Consider the following 24698-nt stretch of genomic DNA (forward strand, 5'->3'; position numbering starts at 1 on the left):
TTTACAGCGTTTTTGAGTTCAACAAAATAGCAAGGAATTAGCTCTTATGAAGCCAAAAGATACTATTCCCTTATTAGGAGTTACTGTCTATCGGATAAATTTTTCACTTGATGCTCCAGTGTTGTTAAATGATCTACCTTTTGCTGTAGAGTTCCTTGAGGAGGCATTGGAGCGGTCGATTTCATTTTTTTGATCATATTAATCATCACGAAAAAAACGGAGAAGAAAATTATAAGAATGACGGTTGTGCTAATAATATCTCCAAGGTTAAACATTGTTTGTCTCATAATTATTTGCCTCCTTAAATTGTATTGATTTTATTATTTACTGTGTTACGTATAAAAAAGTTTCAAGAAAATGTTTATAGACACTATAAATACAGAAATCTTATCATTTTTCCATGCATATTATATGGAACAAATTGTATTTATAGAGCGGAAAATAATTTGAAATAAATGGTTTAACATATGGTATAAAAGTGCTTATAAAAATCGTAAAGTTGCTTAAGATAGGGGATACGATAGGTATGACTGGGGTGAGTATATGCACAAAGCGGGACAAGTAATGCGAAGAGCCGTCTACAATATTTATATGTATCGCGCCGATTATTTACAGGTTTTCGCAATGATTAAGTTATTTCAGTTTTTATTAATTGTTCCTTTGACAGCTATCGTATTTAAACTAATGCTACGTATAACGGGTTACACACATATTACCGAGGAGAATATTCAAAGTTTTATGGTGCATCCCTTTGTTATCTCGATGATCATTCTTTTGATGATGCTCATATTGCTATTTGTTTATTATGAAATGGGCTTTCTTTTTTTAATGGCCTTTTATCAACAACGGGGAATTCGTTATCGATTTCTACACATTTGGCAGCAACTTAATCGTAAGGTTTTTTCTTTTTTTAGTTTTCAGGTTATTATTTTCTTTATTTATCTTGCACTCTTATTGCCTTTATTTTTAGTTTTATTTCCACTAACGGTAACTCAAGTAATGTCCATTCCACATTTTTTGACAGATGAAATAATGAGCAGTCGCTCGGGACGTTTATTATATGCTGTTGTTGTCGTTATATTAATAATAGTGGGGGTACGTAGCATTTTGGTATTTCCGATCTTTACAACCCAGCCCAAAATATCATTCGTGCGTTCATTAATAAAGAGTTGGCGTTTTTCATCTCGAGGCTTGCTGGAACTCATCGGAATATTAGCTTTGCTTGTTACGGTTCATTTACTTGTAATGCTTGGAATTAGCTTTATAGGTACTCTGCCATTATATATTTTGGAGCGTTTGATGCCGAGTACAGCACTTGTCACAGCGGGGATTACTCTCGCTTTTTTAGAACTGGTCTTCATCATATTATTTAGTTTACTGCAAGCAATGTTTGCACAAGTTATGGTAACTTTTACTTTTAATACACCTGTTTTAGGTAAGTCTTGGTTGACACCTAAATATAAAAGAAGGCGTTATAAACCGTTGTCTTTCATCGTTTTGGTTGTTTTCATCGTCTTAAGTGTGATGAATGTTATTTCGTTAGAGAAAAGTGTCTATGCACCAGATACTAAAATTATTGCTCATCGTGGCTATACGGAGGGGAATGTGGAAAATACGATAAGTGGTCTTGTAAGCGCAGCAAGTGCTGGTGCAGACTTAATCGAGGTAGATATTCAGCAAACGGTAGATGGACAATTCGTTGTATTTCATGATCGATCGTTAAGAAGACTTACAGGTAAAAATGGTGTTATCGCCAACATGACACTCGGTGAATTAAAAACGTTAACGATTCATGCAAATGGCTTTAACGACAAAATTTCATCTTTAGATGATTTTATTGAAATAGCAAAAGCCCTAAATGTTTCCTTACTAATTGAATTGAAAGTTCATGGTAAAGAGACGGAAGATGTATTACCTAAATTAGTAAAAAAACTTAAGGCTTATAAAGTTCTCGATAGGTATTATGTGCAATCTGCAGATCCACAAATGATGTCGCAATTAAAAAAATTGGCACCGAATTTACGTGTTGGAATTGTCTATGCTTTAAATATTGGGCCGATGGATGAAACAGTAGATTTTATTTCTCTTGAGGAAGCTTGGGTAACTGATCAGCTAATCTCAGAACTGAAGCAACAAAAAATTGATTTGTTTGTCTGGACATTAAATAAAGAACGATCGTTACACGAATTTATTAGGAAAAATGTCAATGGAGTCATTACGGATCTCCCTGATAAAGCTTTGGTTATACGAAAAAAACAAAATGAGCATGAATACTTTTTACAGCGTATACTTCATCTACTTCAATTCATGTTCTAAAAATATATGTCTGGATTAAAATTAACAACTGACTAAGCTCAATACCCGCGGAAGAGAGTGGAATACCCGCGGAAGAGAGGCAAATACCCGCGAATGAGAGTGGAATACCCGCGGAAGAGAGGCAAATACCCACGAATGAGCGTGGAATACCCGCGGAAGAGAGGTAAATACCCGCGAATGAGAGTGGAATACCCGCGGAAGAGAGGCGAATACCCGCGAATGAGAGTGGAATACCCGAGGAAGAAAGGCAAATACCCGCGAATGGTGGAATACCCGCGGAAGAAAGGCAAATACCCACGAATGGTGGAATACCCGCGGAAGAGAAACAAATACCCGCGATTAGTGAGAATGAACAACATACTCAAAGCCGTGATTCTTTTAGGAGTAAGAATCACGGCTTTTTAGTGACATGATAAAAAAATATTGGCAATGTTGTAACCTTTTTCTTTTCAATTCGACTACTACTATGAATTCGTGAAATGAAGGAGATGCTTTTTTATGAAAATGACGAAAGTCGTACCATTTGCTATGTCAGCATTATTAATCGGGGGCGCTGTTGTGGCTCCAACTGCATTCGCAAGCGAAGGAGAAACGGTTGTGACGAACTCTACTGATAATAATGAGCAAAATCCACAAGTTCAACCTATTTTTGTTAAAATAGCTGGAACAATTGACAATGTTGAAAAACGTGAGGATGCAACTTATTACACTGTTAAACAAGATGAAAACACAAATGTTTTTGTCGTAAATGACGATACACTAGTTTTCGATAATACTGGAAAAGAAGTTAAACTACAAAAAGGTGATAAAGTAATGGCTTACTCATATGCAAATAAGCCAATGATTACGATCTATCCACCGCAATATACCCCAGAGGTAATTATTGTTGAAACAAAAGAAATGGGATCTGTTGAAGTAGACTTCTTCAATAAGGAATTAGTAAATACTGATAACAATTTAAAACTAAATGTTGGAAAAGAAACAGAATTACTTAGCCAATCTGGTAAGAAAGTAAAGGCTGAAGATTTAGCAGAACAACATTTACTAGTGTTCTACACAATCACAACAATGAGTATCCCAGCACAAACACCTCCGACAAAAGTCGTTGTTTTAGATTCGATTGAACAGGTACCAGGTGAAGTTGATCCTGGTGAAACGGATCCGTCTATAGCTGCTGTACAGGAAATTATGAACAATGACTTTTATGAGGTGGACGGTACTAAAATGGTACCACTACGTTTAATTGCCGAAGAGTTAGGCTTTAAAGTAGAATCAACAGGAAAAGGCGCTATTATCTCTAAAGGCGCATTATCTTATACAATTACACGTGATCAAAAACAATATGGCTATAATAAAGCACTTCGTTATTTTAAAGTTGCACCAGCTTTATTAGAACCAACAAAAACATATGTACCAGTTGAATTTGTTGAGGAATTAATGAAATAGAATGTTTACACCCCTTCATGGCGTCGAGCTGTGAGGGGGATTTTATGTTTACTTTGAATTGATCTGATTATGTGTATTTGGAGATATACCTAGTTATTCTAAAATAACTAGGTAGAAAAAAATCGTTTAAAGTAGAAAGTATTATTAATAACTTAGACGAATTTGGTTATTTAACTATTGACTTTTGTTGAATGGTTATTTAAAATTCAAACAAATCCACAAGAAAACAAGAATATTTAGTTGGATTTGTGGATTGTGTAGGATTTTACTAGTGTTTGGAGTGATTGTGAATGTCCCTTTCGTTTGAGGAACGTAAAAAAGTAATTTTGGATATTTTAGATTTAGAAGGAAAAGTCAAAGTAAGCGATGCGGAACAAATATTAAACGTTTCAGGCGAGACAATACGTCGAGATATGGATCGTTTAGAGAAGGAAGGGCTTCTACACAAAGTCTATGGGGGTGCCGTGAAGGCTAAAGAAAAGTATGAGCGGACATTCGAGCAGAAAACGTCACTTAACAACCTTGAGAAAAGAATGATATGTAAGACTGCAGCTAGTATTGTGGAAGACGGAGACGTTATTTTTATTGGTCATGGTACTACAACCTGTGAAATTGTTCGTTTTTTACGTGATAAACCAAATGTAATAGTGGTGACGAACTCTCTTCCTGTTTTATCACTAGCGGCAGAATGTTTTCAGGGCAAGGTCCTTTTTGCGGGAGGTGAGTATGAACATCAACAAAAATTTATGGGTGGTCCATTAGCTGATTTATTTTTCAATCAATTAAAGGCGAATAAAGCATTTGTAGCTGCTGGTGGAATATCATTAAATGATGGAATTACAGATTTTGATATTACTGGGGCGGCCATTTCTAAAAAATTAATTGAACGTGCTGAAAATACAATTATATTAGCGGATCACACAAAATTTGGGCTCTCTACTTTTGCACATATTTGTCATTTGGAAGACGTCTCCATGATCATAACAGACGAAAAAAGTTCTACACAATGGCAAGAAAGATTAGCTCAAAAAAAAGTAGAGCTATTAATAGCAAGTGACGTATAGGAAGGTGGAAAAGTCTCTGCTACACCTATGGAAGTCATTAGAGAATAGAAAAAAGGATGGTTATTTTCATGAATCAAGTAGAATGGATTATTTTTGACAAGGATGGAACTATTATTGAAATGGATTCTTTATGGATATCATGGGCAAAAAATGTATATCTAAATTTAACTGTAAATTCAGATTTCGAAATTGAATTTACATTGCAGGAGTTTTTAAAAAGTATAGGTGTAAAAAATAATGGTACCTCCATTGATCCGACAAGTCCATTAGCTATTGGAAGTATACAAGAAGCTGAAACAATTGTAGCGTATTTACTCTATCAACAAAATATAGCTTGGAGTAAGGGCGTGACATTAGCGAGAGCTGCGACAAGCTTAGCAAATACTCAGCAAGAGCATGTAATTGTAAAAGAAATACCGGGTATTCGACAGTTATTAATGGCCATAAAAGATAACGGCATAAAAATGGGTGTTATCACTGCGGATCTGACTGCTCGTGCTGAGACACATTTAAGGCAACTAGATATTTTATCATTATTTGAATTTGTAATTGGAAGTGATCAAGCCACTCATAGCAAGCCTTCTCCAGATTTGGCAAATGTGGCGAAGGAAAAATACCATATTCCACTCGAACGGACAGTAATGATTGGTGATTCCAATGCCGATATGCTCTTTGCGAAAAATGCAGGCATGCAATTTTCTATAGGCATTATCCCAAAGGAAATATTCCCGAAAGATTATTTACCAGATGCAACAAAAATTATTGAATCCTATGATGAATCATTAGTAACGATGTTTGTAAAAAAGGAATGAACATATGGACAAGCAGTTAATAGCCAAAATTACTGAATTAGTATTAGGGGAAATTTCCCGAGTTTCTAAATATTGTTGAACATTATAATATATTAAATGATCATGAATCGCCATCTAATTTGAAGAAATATTAGATGGTTAATACATAATAAAATTTCATAGAAATCAGGTTGCATCACTTTTGAAATGGATCCATTTCCATAATTCTCTTTAAATAGCAAATAGATTTCTGTACAATAAAATAATTAAATTCAGATTCTAAAGGAGAACTATATGAAGCAAGCTTTAATTATTGTGGATATGCAGGAAGCATTCTTTTTGGATAGTGAGAATTACTTATTTGATGTTGAGAAAGTGTTACATAATATTAATATGTTAATAACTTCGGCACGAAATAGTGATGTTCCGATTATTTTTATCCAGCATACGGATTCAAATAAAGACGATGATTTTGCGTTTGGCAAGCCAGGCTGGGATCTATATCACGGACTTCTACGACAACCAGGGGATAAAGTGATTGAAAAAACAACGTGGGATGCTTTTTATCAAACTGAATTAGCGCAATATTTACAGGAAAAACAAATTGAGCAGCTTATTTTCGCGGGTGCTCAAACAGAGTTTTGCCTCGATACGACCATTCGCAATGCCTATAGCCGTGGATACCATCATAATATCTTAATTGAAGGTGCGCATACCACCCTAGATAGTCATGTATTAAATGCACAGCAAATAATAAAGCACCACGAGTCTGTTTGGCACAATCGATTCGTGAACATTCAGCCACCAACTTTTTTCAAACTAACTAAAGAAGAGTTACAATCATGATCATAAACAGCCAAGAATTTAAAGTTAATGAACTTCATTATACAATTAGATCTGCCAATATCAAAGATGCTCAAGCGTTATCAGATGTAAGGTTACAGCTTGATGGAGAAACGGAAAACTTCGATAGAGAACCAGGAGAAGGCTATATCGATACGCAAGGATTTGAAAAGATCATTCAGGAAGACACAGAAAATCCAAGGAATTTGTGTTTAGTAGCGGTGGTTGATAATCGCATCGTTGGTTTCTCTAGATGTGCGGGGTCTTCATTAAAAAGATTTGCGCATAAAGTAGATTTCGGTGTAGGTGTATTAATGGAGTTTTGGCGCTTTGGAATAGGCAAAAATTTATTAAAAACATCGATAGAGTGGGCAGACACGAATGACATAAAAAAAATGGCATTAACTGTTGTAGAGACAAATGACAAAGCAATTTTGCTCTATAAAAAGCTCGGCTTTGAAATTGAAGGCATTTTAAAAAATGATAAACTCCTTTCAGATGGCAACTATTATCACACGATTGTCATGGGAAGAATTAAGGCATAATTCAAACATAAACTCAGCTAAGCAAATGCTTAGCTGTTTTTTTCAAATTGGCTACGAAAAAATGACCTGTACATACAATGATCCTTTGCAAATATGTATTGCATATTTGAAATTAACGAAATTACATAGAGTTTGCGATACTTATATCGAGAATTATTAAAAAATGAACTCAAAACAGAAAAAAATGTTTGTTTTTAGCTAAAAATGACTTATCTGTAAAAATGCCGTTATTTACAATCACTTCACTGAATTTTCAGATTACAATGAAGGGGAACTAATTATAAGGGGTTGATAGAATGTCAGTAAAGGTTAATCCAAACGTTGAGCTAAGCCACCCATTATCACCATTATCTGAAGTAGAAATTGAAAAAGCTGTTCAAATAGTCAAGGAACAGCAACAGTTGTCTGAACATGTACGATTTATGTCGGTGATGTTACATGAACCTAAAAAATCAGAAGTACTAAATTACAAACCTGGTCATACTGTAGATCGCCAAGTTTTTTTAGTGATTTTAGATGATAAAGAATTGAAAACGTTTGAAGCAGTTGTCAATTTAACTGCAGAAAAAGTTGATTCCTACGAATATATTCCTGGCGTACAACCAAATGTAGCTTTAGAGGAATTTGAGCAATGTGAAGAGTTGGTAAAAGGCCACCCTGATTTTGTAGCAGCTTTACAGAAACGTGGCATTGACAATCCTGATTTAATCATGGTGGATCCTTGGTCAGCAGGAAATTTTGGCGTTCAGGAACATGAAGGTAAACGTTTACTTCGTGCGATTTGCTGGCAAAAACAATCACTAGAAGATAACGGCTATGCTTACCCTTTAACAGGCATTGTAACGTATGTAGACTTAAACAAAATGGAAGTTTACAAAGTAGAAGATCACGGGGTACGTCCAATTCCAACAACATCAGGTAATTACCATCCTGAAGTTGATGAATCCATTGTGTTTAGAAATGACTTGAAACCATTGGAAATCATACAACCTGAAGGTCCAAGCTTTACAATTGAAGGTAATTTGATCAAATGGCAAAAGTGGAGTTTCCGCTATGGATTTACACCACGTGAAGGCCTTGTATTATACACAATTAATTATCATGACAAAGGTAAGGATCGTCCAATTCTTTATCGTGCAGCATTATCGGAGATGGTAGTCCCTTATGGTGAACCAACATTTTCGCATAACACACAAAATGCTTTTGATGCTGGTGAATATGGAATGGGTCAATTAGCCAATTCGTTAGAACTAGGTTGCGACTGCTTAGGCGAAATTCATTACTTTGATGGTGTTGTAGCTGATGTTAAAGGAAATGCGCGGACAATCAAAAATGCGATTTGCTTACACGAAGAAGATTACGGGATTGGTTGGAAACATACAGATTGGCGTACTGGCCATGTAGAAGTACGGCGCTCACGTCGACTAGTGATTTCATTCTTCTGTACTGTTGGAAATTATGATTACGGCTTCTATTGGAGTTTCTACCAAGACGGTACGATTGAAGCGGAAGTCAAACTAACAGGTATTTTAAACACTGGTACATGTGAAGATGGTATCCAAACAAAATATGGATCAGAGATTTCTCCAGGATTAAACGCATCACATCATCAACACTTCTTTAATTTCCGACTTGATACGATGTTAGATGGTGAAAATAACTCAGTCGTTGAAACAGAAACCGTATCAGAAACATTGGGAGAACACAATCCTAATAGCAATGCTTTCTATCCTGTTTCACGTATCTTTAAAACGGAGAAGGAAGCTCTACGTAATTTAGATTTAAAAACGCAGCGTACTTGGAAAATTATTAATAAAAACTCACTTAACCGAGTGAATCAATCTGTTGGATATAAAATTTTGCCTGGCGAAAATTGCTTCCCATTTGCTCATGATGAAGCAAGCGTTATGAAACGTGCTGGATTCCTTAAACACCATTTACACGTTACGCAATTTGATGAAAATGAAAAATATGCAACAGGTATGTATCCAAATCAACATGCTGGCGGAGATGGGCTTCCGAAATACGTTGAGAATAACCGTTCCATTGATGATGAAGATATCGTCGTTTGGTACACAATGGGCCATCATCATATCCCGCGTCCTGAAGATTGGCCTGTCATGCCAACTGCATACATCAATTTCCAATTGAAACCCGTTGGATTCTTTGATCGAAACCCAGCGATAGACGTTCCTAGACCGGACAAAAAGTGTCACACAACTTCGTCTTGTCATAAGCAATAAAACTCTTAGAGGAGTGATTATATGCTACCATTCCTAAGCATGCTGGTGATTGTAACCTTTACGGTCATCACTAACCGTTTATTAAAACAGCGTTTTGCTAATCATGGCATGACCAAGTGCTGTATAATGCTGATTTCTATGACAATGAGTACTGCTGTTGGGATAAATATGGCTACCTGGATTTCCGATATGGTACTAGGTGCAATAGTATCTATTATTATCTCTATTGCATTAGGCTATTTATTGTCAACTGGCTTACCAATGTACCTATTCATGGAAAGTGTAGGATCTAGTTTTATGGGAGCAATGATGGGCGTGATGCTCACATTAATGACCACTCAATTTTTAACGTTAAGCATTATCTTTTTTACAATGATGTTTATTGTAAGTGCTATCATTTCTATCGGTGTATGGAATCGTGAGATGTTTCCTATCTTTCTAAAAGCCATTCCAAAGCATATTTACATTGTGGCTGGTTTAATGATTTGTGTACTAGTTTTAAGTAGTTTTGAGATTCAACATGAGGTACCTGTAAAAGAAGTACAACAGCATCACAATCATCATTAAAGGGGTCGATAATATGGTAAAGGTAAATGTTAAACCGAATATTGAAGAATTTGGCATTCAGTTTAAAAAGAAATATGACAATTTTATTGGTGGTGAATGGGTAGCACCCGTAAAAGGAGAGTATTTCGAAAATAGTACGCCTATCACGAAAGAAGTATTTACACGTGTAGCTCGTTCAACAAAAGAAGATGTAGAACTAGCATTAGATGCCGCTCATGAAGCCCAAAAAACTTGGGGGAGAACACCTATAGCAGAACGGGCACGTATCTTACTAGCCATTGCTGATCGAATGGAAGAAAACCTTGAAAAAATTGCAAGGGTAGAAACGTGGGATAATGGCAAACCGATTCGTGAAACGATGTATGCTGATATTCCATTGGCAATTGATCATTTCCGCTATTTTGCAAGTGCCATTCGAGCACAGCAAGGGCAAGTGACACCTTTTGATGAGGATACAGTAGCTTATCATTACCAAGAACCTATTGGTGTAGTTGGTCAAATCATTGCATGGAACTTTCCTATTTTATTGGCAGCTTGGAAATTGGCGCCAGCACTTGCTGCAGGAAATAGTGTTGTATTAAAATTAGCAGAACAGACGCCGGTATCATTCTTATTCGTAGCTGAACTTATTCAAGACCTATTACCAAAAGGTGTATTAAACGTCATTAATGGTTTTGGTGAAGAGGCAGGAAAAGAGTTAGCTTCAAGCCCACGTATTGCCAAAGTGGCCTTTACGGGTTCTACAGATGTCGGCAAACTGATTATGAAATATGCATCTGACAATCTAATTCCTGTTACACTTGAGTTAGGTGGCAAATCACCTAATATCTTCTTTGAAGATGTCATGGATGCTGATGACGGATATCTAGATAAGGCGATTGAAGGATTAGTTATGTTTGCTTTAAATCAAGGTGAAGTTTGTACTTGTCCATCTAGAGCCTTGATCCATGAGTCTATTTATGATCGTTTCATGGAAAAAGCCATTGAACGAGTAAAGCAAATTAAAGTTGGTAATCCATTCGAACTTGAAACAATGATGGGTGCACAGGTTTCAGAAGAACAACATAAAAGAATTCTATCTTATTTTGAAATTGCCAAACAAGATGGCGCAGAATGTTTAATCGGTGGCGCCGAAAATCACCTGGATCATTTAGATGGTTATTTTATTAAACCAACTATTTTTAAAGGCAATAACAAAATGCGAATATTCCAAGAAGAAATTTTCGGTCCTGTATTGACTGTGACTACGTTTAAAACCTTCGAGGAAGCGATTGAAATTGCAAATGATACGATGTACGGATTAGGGGCAGCTGTATGGTCACGTAATACAAACGTTACCTATAAAGCAAGTCGAGAGATCCAAGCAGGACGTGTTTGGATTAATACGTATCACCAATACCCTGCTGGTGCAGCATTTGGCGGTTACAAAAAGTCAGGCGTTGGTCGAGAAAATCATTTAAAATCTTTAGAATCATATCAATCAACTAAATGTGTCTTAGCTAGTTACAATGAACAGGCGCAAGGATTCTTTTAATTTAACCTAAGAGTGAAGTGAGGGGGCGGCTTATTGAGTAGCTATTATCCAATCCAACCTGAATTGGTTCAAAAAACGTATTCTTATAGAGAACTGACTCCGAACAACCAATTAAGCCAGGATATCCTATTTTATTATGAGTTTGAACCAATAGGCATAAATAGTGATATTCATGTTATTCCTGATGCTTGCCAGGATTTAATGTTTTATATGGGCAAAGATCAAAAGGTTGTCTTAGGGAATACCCCGACTACACGTGAAATTTATTCATTTACCCCAAAAGGTAAATATTTTGGGATTCGTCTAAATCCAAAACAAACAGTTATTCAATACAATTGCGCATTAAAACAAATTGTTCAACAACCGTTTGTGAATATTGAAGTAGGCTGCACACTGGACGCTAAATTTATACAAGCTATTTTTGAAGCGGCAAATTTCGAACAAAGAGTGCAGATTTGTAATGAGTATTTTGGTTCTCAAAAAAAGGAAAAAAGCTTAGGTGATGAAATTTTCGCAACTTGTTTTGATTCCATTATTGACAATAATGGGCTGTTCTTACCAGATGTCATTCAGCATAAAACAGGTTATTCTGAGCGATATATTCGAGAACTTTTCTACAAAAAAACAGGTTTTGGACCAAAAAAACTAAGTAAATTCATACGTATTCAACTTTTGCTTCAACATTTTTCTTTTGAAGAGACACCTGTAAACATCGACCAATATGGTTACTACGATCCTTCACATTATTACAAAGACTTTAAAAGCTTACTTGTCATAACACCTGCTGAATATATAAAAGAATGTTTAGGTTGGAAAAATATAAAACGAAAGTTTCTATCTTATTAGCCCCTCAAAATTTTCACTCTTTCTTATAAAAAACATACTAATGATAGTATGTTTTTTTATTTATGAACAATTTTCTTTCTTCCAAAAAAATATAAATTCATTTAACTGCATTTACGATTCGCAAACTTATCTTTATGAGAGTGCATATTATCGGTAGTAAAGAGTATGCAACCATAGAAATAGTGCTGTGTACTGCGGCTTTTGGATTATTAGCTCCAAAATACTGAACAAAACAAATACCAATACATATTATAGAAGCATGAAATATGATTAAAAAGGATGATGTATGATTTCTATAGTAAGAACTGGTACCCTTCCTTGCGAAGAGATACATGACAGCTGGGAAGATGTTGTTTGGGACATTGATCGTTGGGAAAATGACGGCGGTAGAAGTATTGGCAAGAGGCAGGGGTTTTGAAAAAGTGCCTTATATTAAATTTTGATAAGTGGGAGGCAAGCTTGTCTCCCTTTAAATATTTAGAAGGACAAGTTTCGCATTAAAAAATTCTATTGCCTTCCACAATCTTATGTGGAGGGCTTTTTTCATTTGCTTCACCTTTCGTTTTCTAAAATTAATAAACTTGTAAGAAATGAGTAAGAAAAAAGAGACAATCGATTCGTACAATTAAAGTACCAAATGAAAGGGGTTGATCTAAATGATACTAATTAGAGGAACCGATCGAATGGCTAAAAATTTTACTGAAGAAGATATTCCATTCTTTAAACAAAAGTTACGTGAATGTTGTGCTCAGAGTTGGAAAACGAAAGGTTACAAATTAACTAGCATTGATACACTTACTATTGAAGTTGGCATATCAACTGAATTTTTTTACAGGCTATATACAACAAAAGAAGAGCTTTTTCTAGAAGTACTGTCAATGATTCAACATCAATTGAAAGAACAATGGTACTCTATGATACAGAATGACTCAGGTATGGAAGGGTTTAAAAAGGCTATGAACTGGCTTTTTGAAGAGTATGCAAAGCATCCTACATTATATAATTTCAACAATCCAGACTATCATTTGTTTTTAAAAAAGCTACCTAAAGAAAAAATTGAAAATCTAAGAGAAAATGATAAGAATATTTTTTTTGAAGTTTTAGAGCGTTCAAATCTGGAAGTTAAAATTTCAAAAGAAAAAGCATATGGAATCTTTAGCACACTTTTATATACCGCAGCGATGAAAAAAGATTTAATTTATAACAAATGCGAAATATTCAATTTTCTACTCGATAGTTCAATGTATCAAATTTTTGGAAATTCGACTTCTTTAGCAAACAAAAATCCTTCTACTTACATTGTGTAAACTAACAGAAACAAACATTAAAATTGGGGGAATTTACTTTGAGAAATTTAATAGTAGATATCTTGCAACAAAATAGCACTATAGGAATATTAAGCTACATATCAATTGGACTTGCACTAGTGGTATTTATTATTGGCTTGATTTGTATTTTAAAAAAGAAAAAATACGGCATATATGTATTGGCTTCCAGTTTCTTGCTATTAGTAAATCCAGCTATTGATTTTTTACTCAAATAATTCTAACGGAGGTAAACTAAAATGATTAAACAATTAGATGCTGCTTTGAATAAGGTGAATAAGAAGGTCGGGGTAAATGTGAAAACGCCGAAAGTAACAAAATCTAGACTGAAATATAGTAGGTATTTTACAACTGTTGTAGGTGTAGGAGGATTAACATTAGGAATTGTTGGTCCATCGAAATCGTTATTAGTTCTCGGGACAATAAGTATTTTAAGCTCTATTGCTACGACCAATGAAATTAGAAAGATTTAGAATACTGAATTGTGCCAGATCAAGGGAATAATAAAAGCGGCTTGGGCCCGGTATTAAAGGCTCAGGTCGTATAATCGAGCGATATCAATCGCATAAAATGATTTCTTGACGTTTGTTTATAAATATTTAATTATATGAATAGGGAATTGAAACTTTTTCCATTGATAAACGTATTAAATAAGAGAACACTAGGAGGTGAAAATTTTGGAAGAAAAAGTTCAGGGAAAACAAAAGAATGAGTTAGTCGAATGGATAAAGGCGATTGTATTCGCTTTATTAGTGGCGTTTGTCATCAAACAGTTTTTATTTACGCCAATACTCGTAAAAGGTGCTTCTATGATGCCGACACTGGAAGACAAAGACCGTGTTATTGTTAATAGAATCGGTCCGAAAATTAGTTCGATTGACCGATTTGACGTTGTTGTTGTTGAAAATGTTCTTCTTAACAAAAATGAAGAAGAAAATATTATTAAACGTATCATTGGTCTACCAGGAGATAAAATCGAGTATAAGGATGATCAATTATACATAAACGGAGAGAAGTTCAGTGAACCTTATTTAGACCAATTCAAGAAGGAATTAAAAGACAAGGGATCACTCACTTATAATTTTACGCTAGACCAACTTTTAGGTGAAACAACGGTACCTGAAGGACATTACTTTGTATTAGGTGATAATCGTCGTATAAGTAATGATAGTAGAAATCCTAAAGTAGGCTTTATCCCTAAAGAAAAAATAATGGGTACAACAAGTATCATCTGTTGGCCGATCAAGCATATTGATCTCAACTTTAACTGATATATCGAAAGTTTAAAGACTTGATAAAGATGTTACACATGACCACTCTACATGAGTGGTTTTTTTTTATTGTGTTAGATCATCATCTGTAAGAAAGGCAGAGCGAGGAAAGAAGAGCCGAAGCGACGGAAAGAAGAGGCAGAGCGACGGAAGAAGGAAAGCGATGGAAGGAAGAGGAAGAGCGACGGTAGGAAAAGCCGAAGTGACGGAAAAAAGAGCCAGAACGACGGAAGAAGGCAAAGCGACGGAAGGAAGAGGCAGAATGACGGAAAGAGGAGGCAGAGCGACGGAAGGAAGAGCCGAAGTGACGGAAGAAGGCGAAGCGACGGAAGGAAGAGGAAGAGCGACGGAAAAAAGAGCCAGAACGACGGAAGAAGGCAAAGCGACGGAAAGACTAGCCCAAGTCGTGGATAGAACCACCAAAATCGTGGATAGAGCAGCTAAAGTTGTGAATAGAACCGTCAAAATCGTGGATAGAGCCGCCAAAGTCGTGGATAGAACAGGCAAAGCGATGGAAGAAAGAGGCAGAGTGACGGAAAGAAGAGCCAGAACGACGTAAGAAGGCAAAGCGACGGAAGGAAGAGGCAGAACGACGGAAGAAGGCAAAGCGACGGAAGGAAGAGCCGGAACGACGGAAGGAAGAGCCGAAGCGACGGAAGGAAGAGGCAGAGCGACGGGAAGAAGAGTCGAAGCGACGGGAGGAAGAGGCAGAGCGACGGAAAGAAGAGCCAGAGCGACGGAAAGAAGAGTCGAAGCGACGGATAGACTAGCCAAAGTCGTGGATAGAACCGTCAAAGTCGTGGATAGAGCGGCCAAAGTCGAGGATAGAGCAGCCAAAGCGACGGAAGGAAGGCAGAGCAACGGAAGGAAGAGGCTGAGCGATGGATAGACTAGCCAAAGTCGTGGATAGAACCACCAAAATCGTGGAAGAGCTGCCAAACCAAATAAAAGGGTTGAAGCAATTTGCTCCAACCCTTTATATATGCTCAGCTAGATCGAGCAATTTGATTATTTTATTAAAGGAAATTTAATCATTTAATCCTTTACCATCAAGAATGTGCTGTGTGTATTTTTCAATCCTTGACACGCGTGTCTTGGATTGTTTTGGCTGAGAAAAATGTAAAATATATGCCCTTTGTCGTCCTGGCGTCAATTCTTCAAAGGCAGTTTTCAAGGCAGGCATTTCATTAAATTTATTGTGAAGTTCTTCAGGAATGATGTATTCCTTATGCTCTTTCATGGGCACTTCTAAACCAGCTTTTTCTACTTCAATGGCTTCAAGTATATAATCTTTTATGATGCTTTCCATTCCAACTATTTCTTGAACGCTAGTGAAACGAATTTGGCGCGCGGCCTGTACATTTTCCGTTTGTTGAATCAGAACCCCGTGAGTGTCCTTTAACAAAGCACCTTTGTGAAACAGAAGGGCACAATAATCTTTAAAACCATGAATTAACACGATGTTTTTTTTCTCAAGCGTGTAACAAGGATGCATCCATTTAAATTCTTCTGTCAGTTCACAGTCAAGAACGATATTTCTCAACGCTGAATATTCTTCCTGCCACTTTTTAGCTTTACTTAAAAATCCATCAACCTTTGGATTCATTTTACTAGTTGTCATCAAGGAATACCCCTCTACATTTTTTTAAATAGCTGATAGCAATTCTCTAATCGTTTTATAATAAAACAATCATTAGTGTCATGTCTAGCTAAAAATAGGGAACTAAAATCGATCATCTCAAAAAAATTGCGAGTAGAGTACACAAATCATAGAGAGCGTCTCTAACCTTTTTTTATACTCTTGTTGATTTCTTTATATTATTATACTTCTGTTAGTAGAATATTGAATAAATATTGTGTTTTCTAAACTATAACTGAATAGGGAAAAAAGAAGAAAAAGTTTTTTATTATGCTACTAGGAGCATTAGTATTCGCATTAGTAAATCCAACAAAATCAGAAGCGAAAGTGATGTATGATGGAGCCGAGGTTGTAAAAGAGCAAACAGGAAAAATGACCTTTAAAGGTATACAAGAGAAATCCAGATGGTACATTTGATTCGTTGATGGTAAAACGAAATAACTACGTATGATATTGAGAAATATAATGTCAAAACATTTTACAGAAATTCCAATAAAAATTTGTGCATCTTTCTATAAAAAACCAACTTATATTGATATTAATCGTGATGGTAAATATAATTACAAATTATGTGATAAGTACCCTGGTACAGATCTTAAAATCTTTGAGAAAAGCAGACGTTCGTTATGAGCTAACAGAAAATGCAGAAGCGAAACACACTCCATTAAGAAAAGCTAAACCTGAAATAACGTTTGAAAAGGGAAGCATTTTTTCAATAGTATTGAAATTAACGGTTATCTATTAGTAAGATTCGAGGGAGAGGTCAGATATCTTGGTTAGCTTTCAGTGAATGTATTAAAACCAGTTGGAGATAAGTGATAGATTAGGAATTTTATAAAGCTCTCTTAATAAATAATTATTAAGGGGCATTTTTGGTTCGTTTTTTTCTGAGTTGACATAAGACAAATAATCCAGGAAGAGGCTTTAATGCTTACGGAGGGAATAATGCGATTAAACTATATGGAAAAATGGGATTTAGTTCAAGAACTGTAAAGATGAAATTACAGTTATAAAAGTAGTTTTGGGGGTTTTTAATTTTGTTCAATAAAGCAATTTGGAAATATCTATTTATATTATACATATTATTGTTGCTTAATTTTGTAGTGATTAAGTTCCACGGAAATATAAACCAACTCGTCGATACAATACAAACTAATTATGAACGAGGACCAGGTATAAATTTAGTTCCTTTTAGGACAATTGAAACTTATATAAGTGATATGAGCTTTGGCGTAGCTTTTATAAATATCCTAGGAAATATCATTCCATTTATACCTTTGGGATTTTTAATACCTATGGCTTTTCCTTCTCAAAGAAAAATAATAAAAACCATGATTTTATGTTTATTTTTGATATGTAGTATAGAGATCCTCCAATTAAGTTTCTTTTTAGGGAGTTTCGATATAGATGACATTATACTAAACCAAATAAGTTGTATTATAGGCTACATACTATTTATAATTTGCAAAAATGTCTTTAAAGAAGTCTAATCACTTTACTTTTCAATGGTTGCTCCATTTTTATTTTGGGTAATTTGCACAATTTGATGGGCCGATCAGTGTCTAGTTTTTAAAAGCCCCAAATCAGCTCCGACTAAAAGAACTGGAATAAGTAAATATAAAGGCATATTCTAAATTAGGATAAGATTAGATTTTTGCAGTGTAAACGTTCGTATATGGTGCTAATCAAAGTAATCTAAATTAAACTAAAGTAAAAATAAATTCAAAATCAAAACAAGAAAGGAGGTATTCTGTTGTTTAAAGATATTTCAAAACTTCAATTGGTACTATCTTTTTTTATGATTTTTATCGGTTTTTCGCAAGCGTTTAACAACTGGGGAGAAAAGAGAACTTTATCTTTATTCTTTTTGACTTCTAGTACTTTAGCTTTAATTCTTGCGATTATTGGTCTGATTGTTTATAGGAAACGGCAAATAACTAAAGACTAAAATGCTTAAAAGGGGTTCTTTAAAACGTACGGGTAATAACGAAAAAAGATTGAAGCTTATTAGCCCCAATCTAGTTTCTTCTTATTCTGCATTATTAATTAGCCCCATTTTAGAAAACATTGATATATCAATATTTTGAAGGTGCTATTTGATGGACTTTCATTCCTGTCACTTAACATTTGGATAAATCATTGTTGCAGGGTCTACATATTCATCGAATTGTTCCTCTGTTAGTAAGCCAGATGCTATGGCTGCTTCTTTTAATGTTGTGCCTTCTTTATGGGCTTTCTTCGCGATTTTTGCTGCATTTTCATAACCGATATAAGGGTTTAGTGCTGTTACAAGCATTAATGAGTTTTGTAAATTATGGTCAAGTACTTCTTTATTTGGCTCGATTCCGACAGCACAATGATCATTAAATGATTTCATCGTGTCTGCTAGTAGGCGAGTGGATTGTAAGAAGTTATAAATAATGACGGGCTTGAAGACATTTAGCTCGAAATTACCTTGGGAAGCGGCAAAGGCAATTGTTGCATCATTGCCAACGACTTGTGTCACAACCATCGTCATCGCTTCACTTTGGGTTGGATTTACTTTACCCGGCATAATAGATGAGCCTGGTTCGTTTTCTGGAATAGTAATTTCTCCGATACCTGAACGCGGACCACTGGCTAACCAGCGAACATCATTGGCAATTTTCATCAAGTCAGCTGCAAGAGCCTTCAATGCGCCATGTGCCACAACAGCTTCATCATGACTCGTCAGTGCATGGAATTTATTTGTGGCTGAAGTAAAATGTTTACCTGTCAATTCACTAATTTCCGCTGCTACACGCTCACCAAATTCCGGATGTGCGTTAATACCTGTACCAACTGCTGTTCCGCCAATCGCTAGTTCTTTCATATATTCAATATTTTGGACAATCATTTGCTCAGATTTAGCAAGCATTGCTGCCCAGCCACTAATTTCTTGACCTAATGTAAGTGGTGTCGCGTCTTGTAAATGGGTACGGCCAATTTTAATAATTTCTTTAAATTGCTCAGCTTTGTCATCAAGTGTTGCTTTTAGCAAGCGTAGTCGTGGTAGTAAATAATCTTCAACTTTTAACACTGCTGCAATATGCAAAGCCGTCGGGAAAGTATCGTTTGAACTTTGAGATTTGTTGACATCATCGTTTGGATGGATGCGTTCAGCCTCGCCAGCATTTTGTAAAAGTTGGTTTGCTCGGTGCGCAATTACCTCATTGACGTTCATATTTGACTGTGTACCACTACCAGTCTGCCAAACGACAAGAGGAAATTGGTCGTCCCATTGACCCTTTAAAATTTCGTCTGCTGCTTGCACAATCGCATTTGCTTTTATAGCTGAAAGCTTTCCTAATTTAATGTTTGCTATTGCAGCACTTTTCTTTAAAATGGCCATTGCTTGAACTAGCTCAATAGGCATTTGTTCTGTACCGATTTGGAAATTCTCTTTACTGCGCTGTGTTTGAGCACCCCAAATCTTATCTGCAGGTACTTGAATTTCACCCATAGTGTCTTTTTCAATACGATAATCCATGTTAAACAGCTCCTTTATTTATGTAAATCTCTCCGATTACATCCGACGGAGAATTTAACTTCTTTCAACGGGTACCAAACATCTGCTAAAAAGAAGTTAAAAAACGGATATTCTTAGTCTGATGTAAGAATATCCGTTTGATACATGCTTATTTCAAAAAATAGGGGGGATTCTGAATTAAGCATTTCAGAGTAAAGAAATAATCTATTGATAATGATAATTGTTATCAATTAGAAAGTCAAATGCTTTGCTTTAAAAAATCTCATTTTGAATTAATTTGCAATGAATTTTCCTTAGAGTTCTTCTAAGTGTAAAAAACGCTACCAAACGATAGCGTCGATTGATCATTTTAGGGAAGAGCTATCGCTTTTTCTTCCCAATTTCTTTTAATAGTTGTTTTTTAGGTATTTTTTCAAAGATGATACTTACCTGATAGTTGTTATCGTCTATTTGCACAATTTGAACAACTTTTGCTTTACGTCCTTTAATTTTAATGTTCTCTTCGACAGTTGGTAAATTTACGAGCAGCTGACTTAAAACGGATGTCTTGTTTTCATAAAAATGAGTTACAAACATATTTTTTCTCCTTATTACTTTTTTTATTTGAACCTAGAAAAAAGCCCTTCCTTTATTGCCCGTATGTAATGTAAAAAAAGTAATTAGCAGGGGAAGGTTTTTACTCAATGTATGATAAGAACCAATCATATAGAACATTCGTTATATTGCCGGGATTTCTACTTTGGACCTTGACGAAAAAGTAAAAAACCATTATGATATATCGAAATAAATTAACAATGATTGGAAGTAGTAATGAATGTAGTTTGCTTTAGAGAGATGATGGCTGGTGGAAATCATTGCAAACCATTTATGAACTCGTCCAGGAGTTTTTATGCTGAATGCAGTAAGCGTAAACGGCTGCTACCGTTATAGTAAAGTGAGCTTTTTAGCTAATCAGAGTGGTACCGCGGATAACTTCGTCTCTATATTTATTAGAGAGGAAGTTTTTTTATTTAGGAAATTGAAAACGACGAATCGCAACTAGCAAATATCTTTGCTTCTTCGACAAAATACTTGGTTTTTATGTAAAAACATAAGGGGGAAATGTATGGAGATCACAAAAAAACGTGCAACAACAGTTGGATTAGTAGCGCTTGTATTATCAGCACTTTTAACAGCAATGAGTCAGGTTTTCTATGCAAAGCAGGTGCAAGAGGTACCAACATTTTTATTTACAGGTATTAGTTTTTTCATGACAGCTATTTATTTCTCATTCTTCGCACGCAAACATAAACAAGCTAATATGTGGCGGGGAAATATTCATTATGTTGTGAAGTTGAATGTCGCGTCCGTGTTAGCATTTATGGGCTTTTATTTCGCTTTAAAATATGTAGAGTCAGCGATTGTGAGTGCGTTAGAGATGGGCATTGGACCGCTTTTTGTCTTGGTATTGGCCGTTTTTGCTAAGGAATCAATTCCGAAAGCACAATGGGTAATTGCCACAGGAACGTTTATCGCTTGTACTATATTAATATTTGCGGTTGTAAGTGGGAAATCAGCTATTCAAATGGAGATAAACTTGCAAGTGGTTTTAGCATTAATCGCGAGTGTTGGCTGTGGAATTGGAGCTGTACTTTGTACGATTTATTCTAAGAGGTTAAGTGAGGCTGGTTGGACTACTTCCATGATTTTAGCGAATCGTTATTATGGCATAATTTTATTATCTTTTTTCGCGACTTTCGACATATTTTTTAAATATTTCCAGGGAAATATTTCGTGGATAATCGCTGTGACAGCAATGGGTGTCATGCTTCCAATGTATTTATTGCAGATAGGCATTCAGTATTGTTCGCCGCTAATAGTTATGATGAGTTTATGCTTTGTTCCAATATTCGCATTTTTCTTTCAACTATTTGATGCGAGGCTATCATGGTCGCCCGTTTCCCTGATAGGAATCAGTCTATTGTTTATTTTGGGCGTGTGTAGCTTGTATTTAGAAAAACGGACGGTTTCAGAGTAACGTAAGCGCGTTATAATAATAGTAAGGGAGGGAACATAATGTATTTGAAATCATGTAAGGTATTACAGAGAGAGATCGTAGATAAAGACCAATATCCCTTTAATATACCTAGTTTGCAGGATTTACAGGAGCTAGAGTTTCCTACAAATGTAACCTTCTTTGTTGGGGAAAATGGCTCTGGTAAATCAACACTGCTAGAGGCTATAGCTGATCGCTGTGATTTTAATACTGCGGGTGGTGGTCGTCAAAATTTATATGAAGTACATAAAGCGGAATCTGCACTTGGGGAATTTATTCGTTTATCCTGGTGGCCAAAAGTTTCAAATGGCTTTTTCCTACGTTCGGAAACGTTTTATCAATTTGCGAGTCATATTGATTTGTTAGATGGTCATCCAAATAAGTATGCCGCTTTTGGAGGTAAGTCGTTACATCATCAATCACATGGTGAGTCCTTTTTATCGCTATTTATGCATCGTTTTAAAGGCAAGGCCATTTATTTATTGGATGAGCCTGAAGCCGCATTATCACCAACGAGACAGCTGAGCCTACTCAAAATTATGAAAGATTTAGAGCATGAGGCACAATTTATTATCGCTACACATTCACCTATATTGCTTGGCTATCCAAATGCGACCATCTATAGTTTTGATAATGAGGAGATTGAATCTATTCGTTATGAGGATACTATACATTACATTGTTACGAAGCGCTTTTTAAATGCACCGGAAACCATTTTTTCAGAGTTATTTGATGAGGAGAGAGAATCATGAATCAACGTAAAGGCTTAGTCATGCGAGAAATTCGATTAGATGAAATGGCACAATCAATCGATTTGCTTAATTATGTTTTTCAAATGTCCATGTCTATTCATAAGGACCGCCGCTTTGTGAATGCTAAAAGTAAGCAATTTAACGAAGGTCATGCCATTGGTTGGTTCGATGGCTCACATCTTGTATCTCAAATTTTAAGCCTACCTTTTGAGGTAAATGTTCATGGTAGGATTTATGAAATGGGAGGCATTACTGCGGTCGGAACGTACCCTGAATATTCAGGGCATGGTTTGATGGAGAGCCTTATCATTGATAGCTTGGAGCGGATGCGAAATGAAGGACAATTTATATCCTATTTATTTCCATATTCTATCCCATATTACCGAAAAAGGGGCTGGGAAATTATGAGTGATATTGTGGAATTTCAAATCAAAGATACGCAGCTTCCTCGCTATGGTGGTCTAAATGGAAAAATCCGTCGTGTCGATCCGAAACATGAAGACGTTGTGACGATTTATGCGCATTATTCAAAGAAGACGCACGGTGTCATGGTTCGTAATAGTATCGCTTGGAATGAAAAGTTTCAGGAAGATTTTTGGGAGGAAAAATTTATTGATAGTGATGTAAACCTCCAGGCAGCGGTTTATTATGATGAGGATGATATACCACAGGGTTATATGTTTTACCGTATTATGGAGGAAAATTATTACATCGATGAAATGGTCTATTTGCAGGAAGAAGCACGTAAAGGTTTATGGAATTTTGTCTCAGCGCATAACTCAATGATTTACAATGTTTACGGTAAAACAACTGGCAATGAAGCCGTTGCCTTTCTGTTGGAGGATAGTGAAATTATTCAGAAGGTATCTCCTTATTTTATGGCACGAATTGTAGACGTAAAAGAATTTCTACTACGCTATCCATTTTCGGGAAATGATTTTCAGCTTAGACTCGCTGTTAGTGATCGCATTGTGGCATGGAATAATGGCACATTTGTTATCACGAAGCACAATGGAAATGTTACCGTTGAAAAGGTGAGTGAGACACAATCCGAAAATGCTATTCAGCTAACGGTCCAAACACTTGCCACGATGCTACTAGGCTATAAACGACCGAGCTATTTAGAGAAAATCGAGCGTTTACATGGCAATGCCATAGAAATTGCATTACTAGAGACGGTGCTACCAATAGGCATTCCAACGTTTATTGATTATTTTTAAAAATAATGGGGATTTGTGCGGAGGATGTACAGATCCCTTTCTTATTGCTTCAAGAAAAAATTGATCAGCTCAGCGCAAGAACTGCTCGGGTTCAACGGAAAACTGATCAGCTCAGCGCAAGAACTGCTCGGGTTCAACGGAAAACTGATCAGGTCAGCGCAAGAACTGCTCGGGTTCAACGGAAAACTGATCAGGTCAGCGCAAGAACTGCTCGGGTTCAAGAGAAAACTGCTCGGGTAACCACAAGAACTGCTCAGTCACTAAATATGCGAGGGTGGAAAGTTTCTCCTTATTTAGGAAACATCTATTCCGCTGAAATCGTCTCTATCTTAACAGATTGGGGGCTACAGATGAACGATGCCGAGAAGTTAGAAAAGGAGAAAGTATACAAAAAAACTCTTCTAGTGCTATTTATTTGGATATTGTTTTTTGCTGGTATTATTGGGTACGGTATTTATTGGCTGTTTTTTGATTGTGCTAGATTTAAACAAGAGCTGATTGCTGAATCTACATCTCCACAAGGAACTTATACAGTGAAGGCTTATGTTTCAGATGCTGGTGCGACGACTTCTTATACGGTGTTTGGAGAGTTAGTTTTCAACCATGAGAAAAGAAAGCCTAAAAAAATATATTGGCAATATCGAGAAAGTGAAGCTAACATTTACTGGAGCGACGATGATACAGTAAGTATTAACGGTGTGACATTGAATGTGCCTGATGAAACATATGATGATCGAGATAATGAGTAGCCAT

Annotated in this window: 26 protein-coding genes and 1 other annotated feature; of the genes, 22 read left to right on the forward strand and 4 right to left on the reverse strand. The window is 36.0% G+C overall.

Annotated elements, in window-relative coordinates:
• Positions 1-80: 80 nt before the first annotated feature.
• On the reverse strand, positions 81-287 hold the full coding sequence (locus MWJ95_RS02910; protein ID WP_249072200.1) for a FeoB-associated Cys-rich membrane protein: 207 nt from the start codon (positions 285-287) through the stop codon (positions 81-83).
• 256 nt (positions 288-543) lie between these two features.
• Between MWJ95_RS02910 and MWJ95_RS02915 the strand changes: the two genes are divergently transcribed.
• The 15 genes from MWJ95_RS02915 (at position 544) to MWJ95_RS02985 (ending at position 15350) form a co-directional block, all read left to right on the forward strand.
• Positions 544-2316 carry a glycerophosphoryl diester phosphodiesterase membrane domain-containing protein gene (locus MWJ95_RS02915; RefSeq protein ID WP_249104111.1) on the forward strand — a complete coding sequence of 591 codons (1773 nt, stop codon included), beginning with the start codon at positions 544-546 and terminating at the stop codon, positions 2314-2316.
• 498 nt (positions 2317-2814) lie between these two features.
• On the forward strand, positions 2815-3762 hold the full coding sequence (locus MWJ95_RS02920; RefSeq protein ID WP_249072204.1) for a stalk domain-containing protein: 948 nt from the start codon (positions 2815-2817) through the stop codon (positions 3760-3762).
• 290 nt (positions 3763-4052) lie between these two features.
• The gene (locus MWJ95_RS02925; protein WP_249104114.1) at positions 4053-4826 is read left to right on the forward strand and encodes a DeoR/GlpR family DNA-binding transcription regulator; all 774 of its coding nucleotides are present in this window, start codon (positions 4053-4055) and stop codon (positions 4824-4826) included.
• A 68-nt stretch (positions 4827-4894) separates the two neighbouring features.
• Entirely contained in the window at positions 4895-5638 is a 744-nt protein-coding gene (locus MWJ95_RS02930; protein WP_249104117.1) for an HAD family hydrolase, read from the forward strand.
• Positions 5639-5911: 273 nt separating this feature from the next.
• The gene (locus MWJ95_RS02935) at positions 5912-6463 is read left to right on the forward strand and encodes a cysteine hydrolase family protein (RefSeq protein ID WP_249104120.1); all 552 of its coding nucleotides are present in this window, start codon (positions 5912-5914) and stop codon (positions 6461-6463) included.
• Positions 6460-7005, forward strand: coding sequence for a GNAT family N-acetyltransferase (locus MWJ95_RS02940; protein ID WP_249104122.1), 546 nt, complete (start codon positions 6460-6462; stop codon positions 7003-7005). Before MWJ95_RS02935 ends, MWJ95_RS02940 begins: the two co-directional genes overlap by 4 nt.
• Before the next feature lie 296 nt (positions 7006-7301).
• The gene (locus MWJ95_RS02945) at positions 7302-9248 is read left to right on the forward strand and encodes a primary-amine oxidase (RefSeq protein WP_249104125.1); all 1947 of its coding nucleotides are present in this window, start codon (positions 7302-7304) and stop codon (positions 9246-9248) included.
• Between the two features lie 21 nt (positions 9249-9269).
• Positions 9270-9815, forward strand: a complete 546-nt coding sequence (locus MWJ95_RS02950) for a hypothetical protein (protein ID WP_249072215.1) — start codon at positions 9270-9272, stop codon at positions 9813-9815.
• Positions 9816-9828: 13 nt separating this feature from the next.
• Positions 9829-11349 (forward strand): aldehyde dehydrogenase family protein, encoded by a 1521-nt coding sequence (locus tag MWJ95_RS02955; protein ID WP_249104128.1) that lies wholly within the window; start codon positions 9829-9831, stop codon positions 11347-11349.
• Between the two features lie 33 nt (positions 11350-11382).
• Complete coding sequence (locus tag MWJ95_RS02960) at positions 11383-12195, forward strand: helix-turn-helix domain-containing protein (protein ID WP_249072221.1); 813 nt, start codon at positions 11383-11385, stop codon at positions 12193-12195.
• A 656-nt stretch (positions 12196-12851) separates the two neighbouring features.
• The gene (locus MWJ95_RS02965) at positions 12852-13502 is read left to right on the forward strand and encodes a TetR/AcrR family transcriptional regulator (RefSeq protein ID WP_249072223.1); all 651 of its coding nucleotides are present in this window, start codon (positions 12852-12854) and stop codon (positions 13500-13502) included.
• A 38-nt stretch (positions 13503-13540) separates the two neighbouring features.
• Positions 13541-13738 carry a hypothetical protein gene (locus tag MWJ95_RS02970; protein WP_249072225.1) on the forward strand — a complete coding sequence of 66 codons (198 nt, stop codon included), beginning with the start codon at positions 13541-13543 and terminating at the stop codon, positions 13736-13738.
• A gap of 21 nt (positions 13739-13759) precedes the next feature.
• A complete protein-coding gene (locus MWJ95_RS02975) occupies positions 13760-13993 on the forward strand; it encodes a hypothetical protein (protein ID WP_249072227.1) in 234 nt (77 codons plus the stop codon).
• Positions 13994-14197: 204 nt separating this feature from the next.
• A complete protein-coding gene (gene lepB, locus MWJ95_RS02980) occupies positions 14198-14791 on the forward strand; it encodes a signal peptidase I (RefSeq protein ID WP_249072228.1) in 594 nt (197 codons plus the stop codon).
• A gap of 163 nt (positions 14792-14954) precedes the next feature.
• A complete protein-coding gene (locus MWJ95_RS02985) occupies positions 14955-15350 on the forward strand; it encodes a hypothetical protein (RefSeq protein ID WP_249104131.1) in 396 nt (131 codons plus the stop codon).
• A gap of 468 nt (positions 15351-15818) precedes the next feature.
• On the opposite strand, the gene MWJ95_RS02990 is transcribed toward MWJ95_RS02985, so the two are convergent.
• The gene (locus MWJ95_RS02990; protein ID WP_249104134.1) at positions 15819-16412 is read right to left on the reverse strand and encodes a YdeI/OmpD-associated family protein; all 594 of its coding nucleotides are present in this window, start codon (positions 16410-16412) and stop codon (positions 15819-15821) included.
• Between the two features lie 288 nt (positions 16413-16700).
• On the opposite strand from MWJ95_RS02990, the gene MWJ95_RS02995 reads away from it, so the two are divergent.
• The 3 genes from MWJ95_RS02995 to MWJ95_RS03000 all read left to right on the forward strand — a co-directional run bounded on the left by MWJ95_RS02995 (position 16701) and on the right by MWJ95_RS03000 (position 18378).
• Positions 16701-16847 carry a hypothetical protein gene (locus MWJ95_RS02995; RefSeq protein ID WP_249072231.1) on the forward strand — a complete coding sequence of 49 codons (147 nt, stop codon included), beginning with the start codon at positions 16701-16703 and terminating at the stop codon, positions 16845-16847.
• A 620-nt stretch (positions 16848-17467) separates the two neighbouring features.
• On the forward strand, positions 17468-17920 hold the full coding sequence (locus tag MWJ95_RS24680; RefSeq protein WP_249072232.1) for a VanZ family protein: 453 nt from the start codon (positions 17468-17470) through the stop codon (positions 17918-17920).
• A 263-nt stretch (positions 17921-18183) separates the two neighbouring features.
• Positions 18184-18378 (forward strand): hypothetical protein, encoded by a 195-nt coding sequence (locus MWJ95_RS03000; protein WP_249104136.1) that lies wholly within the window; start codon positions 18184-18186, stop codon positions 18376-18378.
• 168 nt (positions 18379-18546) lie between these two features.
• Here MWJ95_RS03000 and fumC read toward each other — a convergent pair whose 3' ends face one another.
• Together fumC and MWJ95_RS03010 are read right to left on the reverse strand one after the other, a co-directional pair.
• The gene (gene fumC, locus MWJ95_RS03005; protein ID WP_249104139.1) at positions 18547-19938 is read right to left on the reverse strand and encodes a class II fumarate hydratase; all 1392 of its coding nucleotides are present in this window, start codon (positions 19936-19938) and stop codon (positions 18547-18549) included.
• A gap of 360 nt (positions 19939-20298) precedes the next feature.
• Positions 20299-20514 carry a hypothetical protein gene (locus MWJ95_RS03010; RefSeq protein ID WP_249072235.1) on the reverse strand — a complete coding sequence of 72 codons (216 nt, stop codon included), beginning with the start codon at positions 20512-20514 and terminating at the stop codon, positions 20299-20301.
• A 209-nt stretch (positions 20515-20723) separates the two neighbouring features.
• Positions 20724-20923: a binding site (T-box leader), on the forward strand.
• Positions 20924-21043: 120 nt separating this feature from the next.
• Here MWJ95_RS03010 and MWJ95_RS03015 point away from each other — a divergent pair.
• The 4 genes from MWJ95_RS03015 to MWJ95_RS03030 all read left to right on the forward strand — a co-directional run bounded on the left by MWJ95_RS03015 (position 21044) and on the right by MWJ95_RS03030 (position 24694).
• Positions 21044-21955 (forward strand): DMT family transporter, encoded by a 912-nt coding sequence (locus tag MWJ95_RS03015; RefSeq protein ID WP_249104141.1) that lies wholly within the window; start codon positions 21044-21046, stop codon positions 21953-21955.
• Between the two features lie 38 nt (positions 21956-21993).
• Positions 21994-22725 carry an AAA family ATPase gene (locus MWJ95_RS03020; RefSeq protein WP_249072237.1) on the forward strand — a complete coding sequence of 244 codons (732 nt, stop codon included), beginning with the start codon at positions 21994-21996 and terminating at the stop codon, positions 22723-22725.
• Positions 22722-23945, forward strand: a complete 1224-nt coding sequence (locus MWJ95_RS03025) for a GNAT family N-acetyltransferase (RefSeq protein WP_249072239.1) — start codon at positions 22722-22724, stop codon at positions 23943-23945. The genes MWJ95_RS03020 and MWJ95_RS03025 overlap by 4 nt, the downstream gene beginning before the upstream one ends.
• 350 nt (positions 23946-24295) lie before the next feature.
• Positions 24296-24694, forward strand: a complete 399-nt coding sequence (locus MWJ95_RS03030; protein WP_249072241.1) for a DUF5412 domain-containing protein — start codon at positions 24296-24298, stop codon at positions 24692-24694.
• Positions 24695-24698: the final 4 nt, after the last annotated feature.

The sequence above is a fragment of the Lysinibacillus sp. Bpr_S20 genome (genome assembly GCF_023337835.1).
GTDB lineage: Bacteria > Bacillota > Bacilli > Bacillales_A > Planococcaceae > Lysinibacillus.